The organism is Martinezella sp. CNPSo 3957, assembly GCF_057784395.1.
In genome coordinates this window covers 504668-521645 of sequence record NZ_JBXSOU010000001.1, presented here as the reverse complement: position 1 = coordinate 521645, position 16978 = coordinate 504668, and the positions used below count along the sequence as shown (strand labels likewise).

Sequence of the window (16978 nt, the reverse complement as noted above, 5' to 3'; positions counted from 1 at the left end):
GCGGAATTTGCGATTGGTCAGTCCTATTTGCATATTGATCACCCCATTCGGCGTTGCATAAGCAGCGAACGCAGGGCCACAGCCACCACGCAAACGCTGGAAACAAGAAAGATTGCGCCCGACATCGCATAGATCGTCGGAGAAGCGCCGGAATTCATCTTGCCGAACAGCACGACCGGCAACGTGTTCTGACGGCCGGCCAGATAGAAGGCGCGCGTGAACTCGTTGAGCGACAGCAGGAACGAAAAGATGAAGGCACTGACGAGGCCGGGCCGGATCAACGGCAGAATAATATCCCAGAACTGCCGGAAGCGACCGGCGCCGAGATCATCAGCCGCCATCAAATAGGACCTCCTGACCGCGGCAAAGCTCGTCAGGATGACGATGAAGGCGAAAGGCATCGCCCATAGCAGATGGCCGGCAATGACAGTCAAAGCCGATGCCTTCACGCCGGCGCGGCTGATCACGGTCGAAAGCGCCAGCCCCTGGATGACGCCCGGGACGAACATCGGCAGCAGCACAGTCAAAAACCACAGACTACGTCCACGATGAAGCTCGCGATGCGCCAGCACCGCGCCGAGCGACAGCAGCGTCGCAATGACGGCCGTCGCAAACGCAATGACGATCGACTGGCCGAGCGCAGCGATGAGCGCGCTTTCCGAGCCGAGTGCGAGGTACCATTTCAGGGTGATGTCGGAGAAATGCGGCAGCCCCGGCTGCAGCGCCGGGCTGAACGAGACACCGAGCAAATAAAGCGGCGGCGCATAGATCACGATGAGGCCGAAGATGGTCAGCGTCCAGATGACAATGCGCGGGGCCATTCCTTCCCTGACGATCATTGGCCACGCTCCTCAAATAGCGAGGAGAGGCCGAATAGGGCATCCCCGATCAGCACCAGCCCAAAGACGATAACGAGCATCAGCGTCGAAATCGCAAAGGCGAGCGGAAAATTGGCGACGCGCATGACATCGTTGATCATCACCGAGACGATCGATGCGCCGGCACCGCCGAGCATCTGCACCTCCGTCGAGGAGCCGGCAACCATGACGAAGACGAACAGGAAACCGGCAAAGACGCCGGAATAGGTCAGCGGCAGCAGCACGGTGCGGACCATCGTCCAGAACCCGGCACCGAGATCGCGCGATGCCGCCAGCGCGATCGGATCGACACGGCGCATCGAGAGCAGGATGGGAAAGGTCGCGAACGGCAGATAGGAGGCGACCAGTCCGACAATGACCGCAAAATCGCTGAACAGCAGCCAGTCGAGCGGCACGTCGGTGATGCCGACCTGCTGCAGAAGCGTGTTGATGACACCGGTGCGACCGAGCAGCAGCCGCCAGGAGAAGGAACGAATGAGATAGGACGTGAAAAACGGGATCGTAAGCAGGGCCGCAAGCACGATAGACAGGGTGCGCCCGGCCAGAAAATACATCGCGTAGGCGGTGGGATAGGCAATGACGAGGCAAATAGCTGACGTCAGGAACGCCTTGCCGAGCGTAGACAGGAATACGCTCCAGCGCCCGGCTTCCAGAATGGCACCATAGGCGGCCAGACTGAATTCCGGCTTGATCCAATAGGTCGCGGAATCCCAGGCACAGAAGCTCCACACGATGACGAGAATGAGCGGCGCAAGGCCGAGCACGAGGATCGCCGCAAGCGGAGCAGCCAGCAATAGAACTGGTGTCTTCATCATCTAACCCTCCTTCTCTCGTCGTTGATCCCATCGGCTTGGGGGCCGGCCTGTCCTTCGACAGATGCGCCAGCCCCTGTCCATCTTGTTAAATCAGGCGTTGCGCAGCTTCTGCCACCACTCTTCGTAAAGTTGGAAATTGTCCGGCCGGCAATTCTGCCAGTAGACCTTTCCGGAGAACTTGGCCTTCACATGGTCGGCAAGCTTGGCGACGTCATCGGCCTTGTATTCATCCGGATGGGCCTTGGCATAGGCGAGGTTGTTGTCGGTCGGCACGAGGTAGCCACGCGCCTTGCCGAGCTCGCAACCATAGAGGCCGGCAAGCAAGCCATCGACGAACTTGTGGGCAACGTCGGCCTTGCCGCGTTCGGTGGCACCCTTGAGCAGCACCGTATTATTGCCCCAGCCTTCATAGCCTTCGACGGGAGCGGCATACTCCACCTGAAGCCCGCGCTTGCGGCCTTCATAGACGATCGGCTCCCAGCCGGTCATGGCGTCGACTTCCTCGTTCGCCACCAGTTGCACGCCCTGTTCCCAGCCGTTCCAGAAGGTACGGAACTGACCATCCTTCTTGTGCTTGATCAGGAACTCCATGACGAGGCCAAGCTCGGATTCCGTCAGGTTGCCCGGCTCCTTGATCGGCTTGTTTTCGGCTTCCTTGAGGTAGATGGCCGTAAAGATGGCACTGTTGATCCAGGCATCTTCCATCGCGACCCGGCCCTTGAGCTTCGGATCGAAGATGACGCCGTAGCTATCGACCTTGCCGAGTTTGTCGGGGCGATAGATGATGGAGTCGGCATTGACGACCGTCGGGATGCCGTACTGTTTGCCCTCATAGGTCAGGGTCGGGATATCCTTGGCCCATTGCCAGATGCCCGCGAAATTCGGGATCTTGGAGACGTCCCAAGGGGCAATCAGGCCCTGCTTGGCAAGTTCCCGTTCGGCCCCGCCCTGAAAACCGCCGACATCGAAGAGATCATTGGCATTTCCGGCGGCAAGACGTGCGACCACCGGACCGACATCATTGCCGTTGTCGGTAAACTCCGGCGAAACGCCGCTCTGGCGGGTAAATTCCTGCCACTTGTCGCCGATATCGAGCGTGGCGGTAGCCCAGAATGCTACCGTTGCATCATCGGCCATGGCCTGTGTGGCAGCCAATCCACCAAAAGAGAGCGCAGCCGCACCTGCACCCATTAGTTTGAGCATGTCACGGCGCTGCATGTTGCTCCTCAAAGCGGAGGAGGCGAAATCATTGCTTTTATTCATCGTGTCATTCCCTTCCCTCATTTTTTGCTTAGTTCAGCTATTCGGGTTCTACTCATCGCCTCCAGCCAAGGCCGTTCTTCCGGAATGATCGATCAGGAGCGCAGCACCCGGCTTCAAACAAACGCGCACGCTTTCCCCCGGAGAGGGCGGAATTGCGTCCGCGCTGGTCGTTAAAACCACACGCTGGCCGTCGGCGAAAGCGAGCGTAACGTCATGGCTGAGTCCACGATAGATGCTTTCGACAACCTTAAGTTCAATTATTTCGGCCACTTCCTCGCCAGCTGAAATAAGTTCAACCCGGTCCGGGCGGATTGCGACGAGCGCATCGGCTGGGGGAACCGCTCCGGAAAAGCTGGCACTGATGCGCTGTCCGGCAATCGTAACGAGAGCCGTGCCGCCCGAAATCGAGATGTTTTCGGGCTTGAGGAGCGTATCGATACCGACGAAACGGGCAACGAAGGCATTGGCTGGCGCCTCGAAGAAGCGCGACGGCACGTCGGTCTGCTCGATCCGCCCCTTGTGCATGACCGCCATGCGATCCGAAAGACTGAGCGCCTCGTCCTGATTGTGGGTGACGAGAATGAAGGTCGCGCCGGTCCGTTTATGAAGCCGCCCGAACTCGTCGCGCATTTGCTGGCGCAGCCGTTCGTCCAGCCCGGTCAGAGGTTCGTCAAGCAGCAGAATACCCGGTTCCATGACGAGAGCGCGCGCCAGCGCGACGCGCTGGCGCTGGCCACCTGAGAGAAGATTGACGTCGCGATCTGCAAACCCCGAAAGTTCGATCAGGTCCAACGCGCCGTCGACCTTCGTTTTCAAGGCAGCACCGGACAACCCGCGCAACTTCAGGCCGTAGCCGACGTTCTGAGCGACATTCATATGCGGGAAGAGCCCGAGCGACTGGAAAACGGTATTGACCGGCCGGCGATTGGCAGGAACATCAGCCATGTCCTTTCCGTCGAAAAGCACACGTCCCGATGTCGGCCTGTCGAAGCCGCCGATCAGCTTCAGCAAAGAGCTTTTGCCGCAACCGGACGAGCCGAGCAGCGTAAAGAACTCCCCGGCTCGGATGTCGAGCGTCACGTCGTCGACGGCACGCGTCGGCCCGTAATTTCTGACGATATGGTCGAGACCGATCGCTATCGCCATATCAGACGCTTCCCCCATCGCGTTCGCGGATGAGCAGCAAGCCCTCCTCGCTCACTTCCAGTTCCTGCCCGGCCACCACCAGCGACGTAGCGGTCGCTTCCTCGATGATGAGTGGGCCGGCAACTCTTTCGGAAGACGGCAGTCGTGTGCGCTCGTAGACGGGGCAGGACACCCAACCGGTCGCGCCACCGAAATAGACTTCGCGGTGCCCCTTGAAGGCCGCATCCAGCGATCGGCCGACACGATCGAGTTTCGGGATGGCGATGACCGGGCCGTGGAGCACCGCTTCCAGATGGATCATCGTGATCTCGACCGGCGAACCGGGCAGACAGAAGGTATAGGCGCGCTCATGGGCTGCGTGGAAGCGTTCCGCAAAGCTTTCGGCATCGTCTTGCATTTCGAAAAGAGCGAAGACGCCGTGCTCCTGCCCGCGATAGCGGGCTTCGATGCGGCAGACATAACGTACCTCCGCCGCATCGCCTTTGGAGAAATATTTGACCGCCTCACGCTTCAATTCGTCGAACCGGCGCTTGAGATTGCTGACGGCTTCCGGACCCAGGGGAGCGAACCACGTGCTGCGGAAATCGGCGCGCGGTTCGGCTGCCAGCATTCCCCAGGCCGAAAAGATGCCGGGATGCGGCGGCACGACGGTCATCTTCACGCCAAGATCCCGCCCGAGGCGCGCAGCAAGTGCAGGTCCCGCGCCCCCGGAAATGACGAAAGCGGCATCCCGCGGATCATGCCCACGCTGGACCGTCACCAGCTTCAGCGCATTGATCATCGACGCATGCGCGATCTCGACGATTGCGAGCGCTGCATCTTCGACCGATAGCCCCATCGGCTTGGCAACCATCGCAATCGCGGCTGCAGCCTTGGACTTGTCGAGCTGCATCTGGCCGCCAGCGAAGCTTGCCGGATCGAAAATGCCGAGCGTCAACAGGGCATCGGAAAGCGTAGGCTTCTCGCCGCCCCGGCCATAGCAGGCCGGCCCCGGTGTCGATCCAGCACTTTGCGGGCCGACACAGAGCGCGCCACGCTCGTCGATGCGGGCGATCGAGCCGCCGCCGGCGCCGATTTCGACGATATCGACTACTGGCACCTGAACCGGATAACCGGGCGCGATACGGGTATGTTCGAGCTTGTATTCGCTGTCGAGCGTCGGGCGGCTGTCATGGATCAGCGAGCATTTTGCCGTCGTGCCACCGACATCGAGCGACAGGACTTCGGATTCGCCAAGCACCGTGCCGATGCGCGCGGCACCCGCCACACCGCCGGCCGGGCCGGATTCAACCAGCGTCAGCGGACTCGTCTGCGCCTGATCGAAGGTGGAGATGCCGCCGTTTGACTGCATGGCATAGTAGGGGCAGGTGAGATCGCGCTCGGTCAGCGCACTTTCAAGCCGCGCGAAATAACGCTTGATGATCGGCTGCACATAGGCGTTGAGCACGGCCGTATTGGAACGCTCATATTCCCGCCATTGGCGGGAAACCTCGTGGCTGGCGCAAACCGTGACATCCGGCAGCGCCTCGGCGATAGCTTTGGCGCAGGCGATCTCATGTTCGGGATTGGCATAGCTATGGAGGAAAACGACGGCAACTGCCTCCACATTGCGAGCGCGGCATTCGCGAACGATGGGTTCGATATCCCCAAGCTCGATGGGCGTCAGCACCCGCCCCTTCGCATCCATACGCTCGCGCACCTCGAAGCGCAGGCTGCGCGGCACGAAGGCTTCCGGGCTCTTGAACTGCAGATTGTAGAGATCGGGGCGATTGCCGCGGCCGATTTCCAGCACGTCACGAAATCCCGCAGTCGTCACCAGCGCCGTCTTGACGCCCTTGCGTTCCGTGATCGCATTGATGACGGTCGTTCCGCCATGGGCGAAAAAGATCACATCGCGCGCCGAAAGCCCATCCTTTTTCTCGGCAAGTGCAATCGCCTCAAGGACGCCTTCGGACTGATCGTGAACGGTCGTCAGGCTCTTGGCGGTGAAGATTTCGCCCGTGCGTTCATCATAACCGACGAGGTCGGTAAAGGTACCGCCTACATCCGTCGCCAGCCTGATCATGACGCCATGCCCTCTTCATATCCATACAGCTTGCGCGCTACCTCCCGAGTGATGTAGCCATCTTCGACATCGCGGCGGACCTGTTCCGGCTCGCGAGCGCGCGGATCGCCCCAACCGCCGCCGCCGCCGGTAATGATCCGCACGAGATCGCCGCGCTTCAGCTCGATATGCGGCTCGCGGCCGAAATTGTGGACTTTCCCGCCGTTCTCCTCCACCTGCAGAAGATTGATGCTGCCGGACTTACCGCCTTCTATTCCCCAGGGAGGCGTGTCGGTTCGCCCAAAACTGCAATAGGCGGAAGCGCCGTCTCCGAGGATTTCATAATCGCGAATGACGCCGAAACCGCCGCGACGGCGCCCAGCCCCTGATCCACCTTCGACGTTGAGCTCATAGCGACGTACGAGCAACGGAAAGCGTGCTTCGATGACCTCGACGGAGTAATTGTAGGTATCACCGTCGGTGAGCGCGATCAGCGCATTGGCGCCGTCACCATCCCTGCTCGCTCCCCAGCCGCCATGCTGCGGCTCGATATGGATGAACGGCTGCCCCGCCTCGTCCTTGCCGGAAACATAGACGACGCAGAGGCTCGTATAGGAACCGGCGGAGAAACGCTCGGGCATCAGCTTGGCAAGAGCCTTCCAGACGAGTTCTGAGGCATGCACAGAGCCCTCGTAATACCAGCCTGTCGGAGAAGGCTTCTCGGCGGTGAAAACCGAACCTGTCGGTGCGATGACGGAGAGCGGCCGGAACCAGCCCTCATTGGACGGCGCCTGCGGCGCGACCAGCGCCTTGAAAATGGTACGCACCGCCGATTGCAGCGCACCGGCCGCGCAATTGATCGGGCCCGCGACCGCGGGCGGGCAACCGGTGAAATCCGCTGTAAGGCGATCGCCGGAAATCGTGACGGCAACCTTGACCGAAATAGGATCGGTGGTGACGCCGTCGCCGTCGATGATATCTTCCGCCTCATAGGTTCCGTCCGGCAATGCCGCAATGGCGGCGCGCGCCTGCTTCTCGCTCACCGACAGAAGATGATCGAACGCGGCTTCGACGACATCGGTGCCATATTTGCGCGCAAGCTCGGCCATGCGTCTGGCGGCAACGCGGACGGTCGCAACCTGCGCCGTGAGATCGCCTATCGCGACTTCGGGCAGACGGACATTCTCGCGGATGATGCGCAGAACCTCGCCCGAAAAGCGATCGCTACGCATGACTTTCACGCCCGGCAGCCTCAATCCCTCTTGAAAAACGGAGGTCGCATTGGGCGCCAGCGAGCCCGGAACCGAGCCGCCGACATCGAGATAATGCGCAACATTGATCGCATAGGCCAGAATCCGACCATCGAAAAAGATCGGCTTGACGATGGCAAAATCGCAGGCATGCGTGCCGCCGGAATAGGGATCGTTGGTGAGCAGGATGTCGCCGTCTTCCAAATCGTCGCCGTAAAGTGCGATCAGCGATTTGACCTGCGTGCCGAACGTGCCGGTAAAGAGGGTGATGCCGTTCATCTGCGCTACCAGCTCACCGTCACGGGTGAGAAGACCACAGGCAAAATCAAGCACCTCGTAGATCACAGGGCTCATCGAGGTTCTGGCCATGACCACGCCCATCTCGTCGACGGTGGCTGCCAGCTTGCCTTCGATAATCTCCTGCGTCACCGGATCGACGACGATCACGAATCTACCTCTCATCACTATATTCGCACGAGTGCAGATTAGGTGTTTTTTCGTCTATCGATAGCCTTTCCGATGGGTGGGCGGAGATGCCAAAACCCACCCGAACGGGTGGGTTATCGATCAAGCACGCCTTTTTGACGTGCCGCCGTCACGGCCGCGGTCCGAGTCGAGACGTTGAGCTTCGCAAAGATATTGCGCAGGTGAAACTTGATCGTATTGTCGGACAAGGCGAGCATCCGGCCGATTTCCTTGTTGGAAAGCCCCGAGCTCAGCAATTCCAGCACCGTGCGCTCCCGGCCTGTGAAAACAGAACCATCTTCACTGCCGACGGCCGGCTCTTCCGATACGTCCGCATCCGTAAATAGCGATTGAAGGCGCTGGCGGGTAATCGCTGCGACGGTCGGATGTTTGACAAGCGCACGAAGCTCTGAAAGCGCTACCGGGTGGCCCAAACGAAGCAGGTTGCGATAATCGGCAAGCGGCGTCGTCAATACGAGATCGGATAGGCGGGCGGCGGCAAGTTCGCTTTGACCCTCCGCCAGAAGAATTTCGATTTCGATGAGGGCAAGCTCGATTGCACGCGGAACATGCGGGCGCTGCGTCTGGCGCATCATGAATTGATCGAAGATCTCTCGCGCCTTGACCTTATCGCCAAGGGCCAGATGGGTGCGGGTCCAGAAGATAGCCGGCGTGGCTCCGCGCAAATGAATGGCCAGCGCATTGGCGCGATCCGAAGCGACTGCCTGTATGCCAAAACCATTGGCCTCGGCATGGCGGATTGCATGATCGAGATCGCCGGAAGCCATGAGCAGCATGGCGCGCTCCCCATCGATCAGCCGCGTGAGCCGATCGAAATTACGGCGTCTCGCAGTGGCGCGGATGCGGTCCATGGCCGCATGCGCGGCGAGCAGATCCCCACGCATGCGCAGGACCCGCTGTTCGGCCATGAAGCCGGCAGCCAGAAGATCGAACCAGGTATCGTGAAGCTCGAGATGCGGCAGCGCCCATTCAAGCATTTCCGCCGCGGTTTCCGCCTCACCGCGCATCGACAGAACCTCGGCCTTCAATACTTGGCCGACAGCATCGAGATCGCTGCCTGGACCAATATTGGCCTGGGCTTCGCAGATCAGCTCCTCATAGGCCGACAGAGCGCTCGCACAATCGCCAGAGAGAAAGAAGGCCTGGCCGATATGGGTATAAAGGTGCATCGCGCCAAAATCGGCTCCGCCATCACGGAAGGCGCGAATGGCCAGATGCCCGTAATGCAGAGCCCGGTCAAGCTCGCTGCGGATCAGAAAATTGTAGGAGAGCATGTTGAGCGCAAGCGCCCGATGAATGAGCTCCATTCCATCCGGCTGCCGCAGGTCGTCCTCAAGAGCGGAAAGGTCGGCCGCACTCGCCCAATGGTCGGTATAAAGCGCCAGGAGGATGCGCACCACGCGCACATCCTTTGCCAGGACCGGATCGCCGACGGCCGTCCGATCGGCGATGACCAGATAATGATTGGCCGCCCCAAGCTGCGCCGCCTTGGCGTTGAAGATCGAAAGGCCGAGGGTCGCAAGTGGAAAACGGGCCAGATCGATTTCCGAGGCATGGCCGCTCAGGGCCTGAAACAATGTTGCGCCGCCGCGGGTGGTGGCATAGACGCGCCGCCATCCGCCGGCGGTTTCGACAATGCGCGCTGCAAGATTGGCATCGCCTGCGGAAAGCGCATGATGAACCGCCCGGTCTATGTCGCCCCGGGCTTCGAACCAGTGTGCCGCACGATTAAGAGCGCGATTGGCATCGACACCCCTGCGACTGGCGGTTTTCTTGAGGAATTCGTTGAAGACGGGGTGAAACCGCATCCAGTTGCCGGGGCCGGCAAGCAAGGTGACCGGAAGCGCATATTCGGCCAGGCTTTCGCAGAGGTCGGCACGCTCTCTACTTTCCAGCACCGCTTCGAGCAGAGAATGATTGAAAGCAGGAAGGGCGGCCGTGTCGATGAGAAACTGGCGTATATCCTCGGGCAGATGCTCGAACACCTGCTCCGATAGATAAGAGCCCATATCCGTATCGCCGCCATCGAAAGATGCAAGGATGCTGTCGCTTTCATCCGATTCAGATACGAGCAGGCTCACCATCTGCAGTGCGACCGCCCAGCCTTCGGTCCGGCGATTGAAAGAACCGATCTGCTCCTCCGTCAGATGGGTGCCCTTCCCGGCAAAAAGCTCTCCAGCTTCGGCATCGCTGAAGCCAAGCTCGGTAACGCCGAACTGCTTGAACTCACCACGCAGCCGCAAGGCCGAGAGCGGAAAGCGTGGCGGGCTGCGGCTGACCAGTACCAGCTTGACGTGCTCGAGCGAGAGGTCGGCGAGGATCTTCGCCATCAGCGCCTCGGTCGCATCCGTCTGCGCGAAATGATAATCGTCGAGAAAGACGACGAGCGGTCCTTCGATCTTGCGCAGGCGGGTCGCCAGCACCGAAAGCAATGCTGCAGCCGGAAGGTTGCCGGCATCAGCCCCATCTTCATGAAGCAGCGTCTGCAAGGCATCGATCAATGCAAGCAGAAAGGCTTCCTGATTGGTGTGTTCGGCATCGAGCGACACCCAGCAGAGCTTGACACCATCCGCCTTCAGAAGCTCATACCACTGGACGGCGAGCGACGTCTTACCGTAGCCGGCAGGTGCGACAATGGTCGTCAAACGGCGCAGCCCGGCGCGCCGGAGCTGCCGCAATAGGTCGCTACGTTTGATTGTTTGCTGCCCGCTCGACGGGGGAGCAAATCGATTCTGTCCACTCATGGGGCGGGATGATGATGTCTTGGCAGACAGTTTGCAACCCACGCGAAAACGTTTGCAAAGCCGGTTTTACCTATCTTTTGGAAGAAACCGCCTTACAGGCAAGGGTTGACCGCTGACAGAATTGCAACGGCAAGGCTGAAGCTTTGAGAAATAAGGCATGCCAAGGGCGAAAGCGACCTCAACCGCCCATGAATATGCTCGGACCAACGAAATTTTTCCATTTCCGCCTTTAAACGGTCCGTTAGGGATTTGTTGACCATAATTGAAGGGTATAGCGATGCCGCAGGCGCGGCGCCTCTGATTTCTGTTTCTCTTAGCAAGGGCGAAAGTCGTATCCGTGCATCACGTGATCTTTTCCATTCCGGCGGCATTTTTCGCCACGACTTTCTCGTTCATCGCTTTCCGGGTGGCGCTGATCGCGATGCTGATGCTCGGCGCCTTTGCCGGTTCGGCGGCGGCCGAGGACAGGGCACTCAAGCTCTTCTTCACGCATACGGGGGAAAGGTCGACCATCGTCTTCAAGCGTAATGGCAAATATGACCCGCGCGGCCTTGCTCAAATCAACCGCTTCTTGCGCGATTGGCGAAAGAACGAGCCGACCAGGATCGATCCGGAATTGCTCGATCTCGTCTGGGAAGTCTACCGCCGCAGCGGCGCCAAAGAGGCCATTCACGTGGTTTCGGCTTATCGCTCTCCCTCGACCAACAACATGCTGAGAGGCCGGTCTCGCAGCTCCGGTGTCGCCAAGCACAGCCAGCACACGCTCGGCAAGGCAATGGATTTTTACATTCCCGGCGTGAAGCTTGCGAGCTTGCGCGCAATCGCAATGCAGATGCAGATCGGCGGTGTGGGCTTCTATCCCAATTCCGGCTCGCCCTTCGTGCATCTGGATGTTGGCGGAGTCCGCGCATGGCCGAGAATGTCGCGCCAGGAGCTTGCGCGGCTTTTCCCGAATGGACAGACGCTTCACGTGCCGGCAGATGGTAGACCGCTGCCGGGTTACGACGTAGCAGTCGCACAATCCAAAAAGCGCCCTTCCCAGATGGCGAGCAAGATCGCGGCCGTTGATGACGACAGTGACGATGCAGGGTCATTCACAGCCTCTCGCAACGTCGAGCCCGACCGCAGCCTTTTGACCAGCATGCTGCCAACCCCCAGAAGCCGGGCCGTGGATGGGCTGGAAGCTCAGCTTGGCAAGCGGGTGGCTGATGCAAACAAGAGCGAACCCTTTGCCGACCTCGCGGCCTATGCCGTTCCGCTGCCGGCGTGGCGGCCGACCAGCAGCATCGTCGTCATCCCGACGACCGCGCCGGAAAGACCTGCCCCCACTGCTGTGCTCGCCAGCCTGGTCGTGGGACGCAGCGACGCAGGTAAGCTCCTCGTGTCTGACAATGTGGAGAATACGGCCGAGAGCACCATGGCAAAGATGCAGCCGATCGCCGCCCTTCCCTCGGCGGCGGAGCAAGATGTCTCAGCCGGCGTAGGAGACATGTCGACGGGGGCGATCGTCGCCTGGGCTTTGCGTCCGCCAGGCATGGCCGTCGACATGACACTACCAGGCCTCGTCAGCGCGCCCATTCCGATGCACGACGATATGGCGGAGGCCCAAGCCGGAGCCATCAGCTATGATGGCGACGATTTCGACGTCGAGCGGTTCGGCTTCGAAGGTTGAGGCGAACTCGCACCATCCAGTAATACGATGCGCGCCAGTCGGAATTGCTCAGACTGGGGCGATCCATTTTATTCCGCGATCGCGACAGAGGCCACTCAACCCGCCATGTATTGAATGTTGCAGCGGCCGTGCACCGAGGATTTCTGCACATGCGCGCGCACGCCGAAAACGCGCTCGATTAACTCCTGCGTCAGCACCTCTTCAGGCGGCCCGGCCGCAACGACCTCGCCATTTTGCAAAACAGCAAGGCTGTCGCAGAACATGGCCGCCAGATTGAGATCGTGCAGCGCCACGATGGAGGTGACATCGAGCTTGGAGACCAGGCCGAGAATATCGAGCTGATGTTGGATATCGAGATGGTTCGTCGGCTCGTCAAGCAGCAGTTCGCTTGGAGTCTGGGCAAGCGCCCTCGCAATATGGACGCGCTGTCGTTCACCGCCCGACAGGGTTTGCCACGGCTGACCGGCGCGGCCTTGCATACCGACACGGGCAAGCGCATCGGAAACCGCCGCATCGTCGTGAGCGTTCCAGGCCGACAGGGGACCGCGATGGGGCGTACGGCCGAGACGGACGACGTCCATCACTGTGACCTGCGTATCGGTCGTCGCCTGCTGCTCGACAAGCGCGATGCGACGGGCAATATCGCTCCGCGAGATCGAGGCAATATCGCTGCCGCCGAGCCGGATGACCCCGCTTTTGACCTTCCGCAACCGGCAGATCAGCCTGAGCAGGCTGGATTTACCCGAGCCGTTCGGCCCAAGGAGCCCGAGTACCTTACCTTTTTCCACCGTCAGGCTGACGCCGTTGACGATGAGGCTGTTGCCGGCTGCAAAGGTTACCGTGTCCACAGCGATGCTCATGCCGTCCTCCGGGCGCGATAGAGAATGAGGGCGAAGGCCGGAGCCCCGAACAAGGCCGTGACGACGCCGATCGGCAGAATCTGCTGGGGAATGATGACCCGCGAGATGATATCGGCCGCGACCATGAAGATAGCGCCGGCCAGAGCCGCTGCCGGCAAAAGCCGGTCATGGCTCGGCCCGACAACGAAGCGGGCCGCATGCGGAATGACGAGCCCGACAAAACCAATCGAGCCGACGATACTGACGACCGCTGCCGTCATGAAAGCCGTCACGCCAAGCAGAACGACTTGGGCGCGCTTGACCGCAATGCCAAGCGATGCGGCAGCATCCGTGCCGAAGATAAAGGCATCGAGCACGCGGACATGCGCCATGCAGACGGCAAAGCCGATGATGGCAACCGGCCCGGAAAGATAAACGTCCGGCCAGCGCACGCCGCTCATGGAGCCGAGCAGCCAGAACATGACGCCCCTCGCCTGCTCCGCATTGGCCGAGGTGGTGACGATATAGGAGGTGAGCGCGTTGAAAAGCTGCGAACCGGCGACGCCGCATAGAATGATGCGCTCGCTCGTGCCGCCGACCCCGGCAGCAAGCACGCCGACGAAAAGAAAGGCTGCAACCGCGCCGAGGAAGGCGCCGCCGGAAAGGCCGAGAATGCCGTAGCCAAGCCCGAGGATCATGATGCAGACCGCCCCGGTGGAGGCACCGGCGGAAATGCCGAGCACAAAGGGTTCGGCGAGCGGATTGCGCAGCAACGCCTGCAAGACCACCCCGCTCAAGGCAAGCGACGCACCGGTGCTTGCAGCAACGAGCGCGCGGCTCAGGCGATAGTCCCAGACGATCCCCTGATGGATCCGGCTGAGTTCGAAGCTCGTTCCGAACAACCGGTTCGAAATGGCCTTTACGGTCGTCGACAGGGGGATCGAAATCTCGCCGATCGATACGGCGAGACTGATCATGAAGGTCAGAAGGATGACGGCAGCCATGGCGAGCGCCAAGAGCGCCCACCATGTCCTGCGTTTTGCGGCGAGACCCATATCTTACTGCGCCAGGCCGAAGGACTTAATGCCCTTGGCCAATACTTCAATGCCGTCGATGGTGCGGATGGTCGGGTTCATCGACTGCGCATCCATCATGACGAAACGCTTGTTCTTGACGGCATCGAGCTGGCTGGTGACGGGATCTTTTTCGAGGAAATCGACCTTGACCTTCGGATCGTCGGCCGCATAGCGGCGGCGATCCATGGTGGCTATGACGATCACGGCCGGATTGGCCTGCGCAATGGTCTCCCATCCGACCATCGGCCATTCCTCTTCCGTCGTCACCACATTTCTGGCGCCGAGCGTCTTCAGGATATAGGCTGGCGCGCTGTTCTTGCCGGCGATATAGGCATCGCCATTGACCTCCTTGCTGGAGAACCAGAACACGATCGGAAGATCCTTGGCTTTGGCAGCGGCAATCGAAGCGACTGCATCCGCCTCACGCTTTTTCAGATCCGCAATCAGGGCATCGCCACGATCCCTGACGTCGAAGATCTGCGAGAGCTCGGCGATTTCCTGATAGACCAGATCCACCGTGAAAAGCTCCTTGCGCACGCCGTCGCCGCCATCGGCGTTGACCTTGGCGACACAATCGGTCGGTGCAAGATAGGTATTGATGCCGAGCTCGGAAAATTGCTGGCGCTTGCCGACGGAACCCTGCGCGCCGACGTGCCATTCGAATTCGGCAGCGACGAGATCCGGGGCTTTGCCAACGACGGATTCGAAGCTCGGATCGTTATCGGCAAGCCGCGGGATCTTGCTGTTCGCCTCGGCATATTGCGGCAGAACCGGGCCGACCCAGACCGCCGTTCCGGCAATCTTGTCGGCAAGGCCGAGCGAAAAGAGGATTTCAGTCATGCCCTGGCCGATCGAAACGATCTTGGCCGGAGCCTTTTCAAAAGTGACCTTCTGACCGCAATTATCGATGGTGAGAGGATATTGGGTGGCGGCAAAGCCGGAGCTGGCAAACCCAGTCAGCCCAAGTGCAAATGCAATGGTCGTCAAAAAATGGCGCATGAAAGATCTCGATAGGATTAAGGAAACGGGGCGGCGTCAGCGCGATCGCGCTGAGAAAGACGGCCGCCGGCTGCGGAGATCCCAATCAAGGCCGATAGGTGTCGGATAATGTCGAAGGCGCGGGTCAATCATTTTCTGTCCTTTCCGAGCATCCCCGCCCGGCTGATTGGATCGTGATCGACGGCAGGTCTCCTGGCTTGCGGATCTCTGACGATCATCGGCCTTCCCGCAAGCATGCTTGCAGTGGCGCGGCTCAAAGCCTCAGGAAAGAACCAGCAGGCTGGTCATTCCCGGATGATCGGCAATCCGCTTACAGTTGCGGGGGCAGCCACGGTCTAGGTCCCGCTTGGGTCATCCTCACCGTGTTCCCTATTAATCCCCGCGGAGTCTTCCTTGGGGAACCGTCACGTCCAGTTATTCCGGACTGCCCCGTTCCGTCAAGGATGCTTGGATAGGAAATGCGGAAGCGCGGTGCTCATTGCCGAAGGAATGACCGCCAGCCTATGCGGCCTCCGCCAGTTCCACGCGATTTCTACCGCCCGCCTTCGCGCGATAAAGCGCCTTGTCGGCGGCCTCAAGCACATGTTTGAAATCCGTCGTCGGTTCGAGGGAGCAAGCAATCCCGATGCTGACTGTGACATGGACGGCTTCCTGCTCGAACATCAGGGTTGTGCCCTCGATGTCCTTGCGAATTTTCTCCGCGACAGCAGCCGCAGCCCGCGTATCGGTGTTGGGCAGCAGCACGACGATCTCCTCGCCGCCGTAACGGGCGGCAATGTCGGTCTTGCGGACGGTTTGCCTGATGACATCAGCCAACCGCGCCAGAACGGTGTCGCCAAAGGCATGGCCCCAGCTGTCGTTGATCTTCTTGAAGTGATCGATATCGAGCATGATGATCGAGAAGGGGATGCGCCGCATACCGGCCTCCTTGGTGCATCGATCACCTTCACGCTGCAGTACGCGGCGATTGGGAAGCTTTGTCAGCGGATCGAGGCTCGCTTCATTCTCCAGCGCGCGCTGGATGCCGATGCGATATTGCTCCCGCTGCAAGAGATCCGACAACAGCATGACACCGAAGATATTGACGATCGTCACCGGAAGTGTCGCCGAGATCAGAAGGGCGCGCGCAACCGCCCACGGCAAAAGGAAGACAACCACAATGGATGAGCATGTCGCCAGACCGAACAGAGCCGATCGCCGCCAGCCCGTGCCGGTCCATTGCCGTGGCAGCAGACTGAGTACATAGCCTACGGCCGCAACGATTATGATGCCGGCCACGCCGATCACGGCGCCCATGCCGCCCACCATGTACCGAAACAGGGCCATCATCGCCGCAGCGACAATGGTTCCCAAAAGGCCGCCATAGATTGGCGTAAGGACAAGGAGGATCGACCGGCCATCCTGGATCACACCTGGCATCCATTGGATGGGATCGCCCATGGACAGGATGCCGACCAGCCCGAACAACAGCCCGACGGCCACGGATTTCAAAGCGCCGCGCTCGACGATACGGATGACCCAGGAATAGGCATAGACAATAATCGCCACCTGGCCGAGGACACGTATTAGCGAGATCAGATGTGTTTCGACTTCCATGGCGATTCCCAGTCTTCGCAGCGCGCCGCGATGGATGAGCTGCGGCGGCATGGTCGAAGTCCTTACGAGATACCATGCGATCTCTAAAAATAGTTTATATGCCTCTCATCGATCGGCAGTACGGCAGCATCACGGCACGAATTGACGCATTGCGCTTGTGATAGGCCTGC

At 60.2% G+C, this 16978-nt stretch carries 12 protein-coding genes and 1 riboswitch; of the genes, 1 reads left to right on the top strand and 11 read right to left on the bottom strand.

What is annotated here, in order from left to right; translation table 11 throughout:
- Nucleotides 1-38: 38 nt before the first annotated feature.
- From AC13QE_RS02405 to AC13QE_RS02375, 7 genes are all read right to left on the bottom strand, one after another.
- On the bottom strand, nucleotides 39-839 hold the full coding sequence (locus tag AC13QE_RS02405) for an ABC transporter permease (protein WP_488482420.1): 801 nt from the start codon (nucleotides 837-839) through the stop codon (nucleotides 39-41).
- Nucleotides 836-1690, bottom strand: a complete 855-nt coding sequence (locus tag AC13QE_RS02400; protein WP_488482866.1) for an ABC transporter permease — start codon at nucleotides 1688-1690, stop codon at nucleotides 836-838. Before AC13QE_RS02400 ends, AC13QE_RS02405 begins: the two co-directional genes overlap by 4 nt.
- 93 nt (nucleotides 1691-1783) lie before the next feature.
- Nucleotides 1784-2956 (bottom strand): substrate-binding domain-containing protein, encoded by a 1173-nt coding sequence (locus AC13QE_RS02395; RefSeq protein ID WP_132717793.1) that lies wholly within the window; start codon nucleotides 2954-2956, stop codon nucleotides 1784-1786.
- Between the two features lie 48 nt (nucleotides 2957-3004).
- Complete coding sequence (locus AC13QE_RS02390) at nucleotides 3005-4102, bottom strand: ABC transporter ATP-binding protein (protein WP_132717792.1); 1098 nt, start codon at nucleotides 4100-4102, stop codon at nucleotides 3005-3007.
- A gap of 1 nt (nucleotide 4103) precedes the next feature.
- Nucleotides 4104-6167, bottom strand: coding sequence for a hydantoinase/oxoprolinase family protein (locus AC13QE_RS02385; protein ID WP_488482419.1), 2064 nt, complete (start codon nucleotides 6165-6167; stop codon nucleotides 4104-4106).
- A complete protein-coding gene (locus AC13QE_RS02380) occupies nucleotides 6164-7858 on the bottom strand; it encodes a hydantoinase B/oxoprolinase family protein (RefSeq protein ID WP_488482418.1) in 1695 nt (564 codons plus the stop codon). Before AC13QE_RS02380 ends, AC13QE_RS02385 begins: the two co-directional genes overlap by 4 nt.
- Nucleotides 7859-7956: 98 nt before the next feature.
- Nucleotides 7957-10527: a winged helix-turn-helix domain-containing protein gene (locus tag AC13QE_RS02375; RefSeq protein ID WP_488482417.1), complete on the bottom strand. Its 2571-nt coding sequence runs from the start codon at nucleotides 10525-10527 to the stop codon at nucleotides 7957-7959.
- Between the two features lie 436 nt (nucleotides 10528-10963).
- On the opposite strand from AC13QE_RS02375, the gene AC13QE_RS02370 reads away from it, so the two are divergent.
- Nucleotides 10964-12298 (top strand): peptidoglycan L,D-endopeptidase MepK, encoded by a 1335-nt coding sequence (locus tag AC13QE_RS02370; protein ID WP_488482416.1) that lies wholly within the window; start codon nucleotides 10964-10966, stop codon nucleotides 12296-12298.
- Nucleotides 12299-12393: 95 nt separating this feature from the next.
- Here AC13QE_RS02370 and AC13QE_RS02365 read toward each other — a convergent pair whose 3' ends face one another.
- The 4 genes from AC13QE_RS02365 to AC13QE_RS02350 all read right to left on the bottom strand — a co-directional run bounded on the left by AC13QE_RS02365 (nucleotide 12394) and on the right by AC13QE_RS02350 (nucleotide 16859).
- Entirely contained in the window at nucleotides 12394-13158 is a 765-nt protein-coding gene (locus tag AC13QE_RS02365; RefSeq protein WP_488482415.1) for an ABC transporter ATP-binding protein, read from the bottom strand.
- Entirely contained in the window at nucleotides 13155-14192 is a 1038-nt protein-coding gene (locus tag AC13QE_RS02360) for a FecCD family ABC transporter permease (protein ID WP_488482414.1), read from the bottom strand. The genes AC13QE_RS02365 and AC13QE_RS02360 overlap by 4 nt, the downstream gene beginning before the upstream one ends.
- 3 nt (nucleotides 14193-14195) lie before the next feature.
- On the bottom strand, nucleotides 14196-15212 hold the full coding sequence (locus AC13QE_RS02355) for an ABC transporter substrate-binding protein (RefSeq protein WP_488482413.1): 1017 nt from the start codon (nucleotides 15210-15212) through the stop codon (nucleotides 14196-14198).
- 165 nt (nucleotides 15213-15377) lie between these two features.
- Nucleotides 15378-15633, bottom strand: a riboswitch (cobalamin riboswitch).
- Between the two features lie 80 nt (nucleotides 15634-15713).
- Nucleotides 15714-16859, bottom strand: coding sequence for a GGDEF domain-containing protein (locus AC13QE_RS02350; protein ID WP_488482412.1), 1146 nt, complete (start codon nucleotides 16857-16859; stop codon nucleotides 15714-15716).
- Nucleotides 16860-16978: the final 119 nt, after the last annotated feature.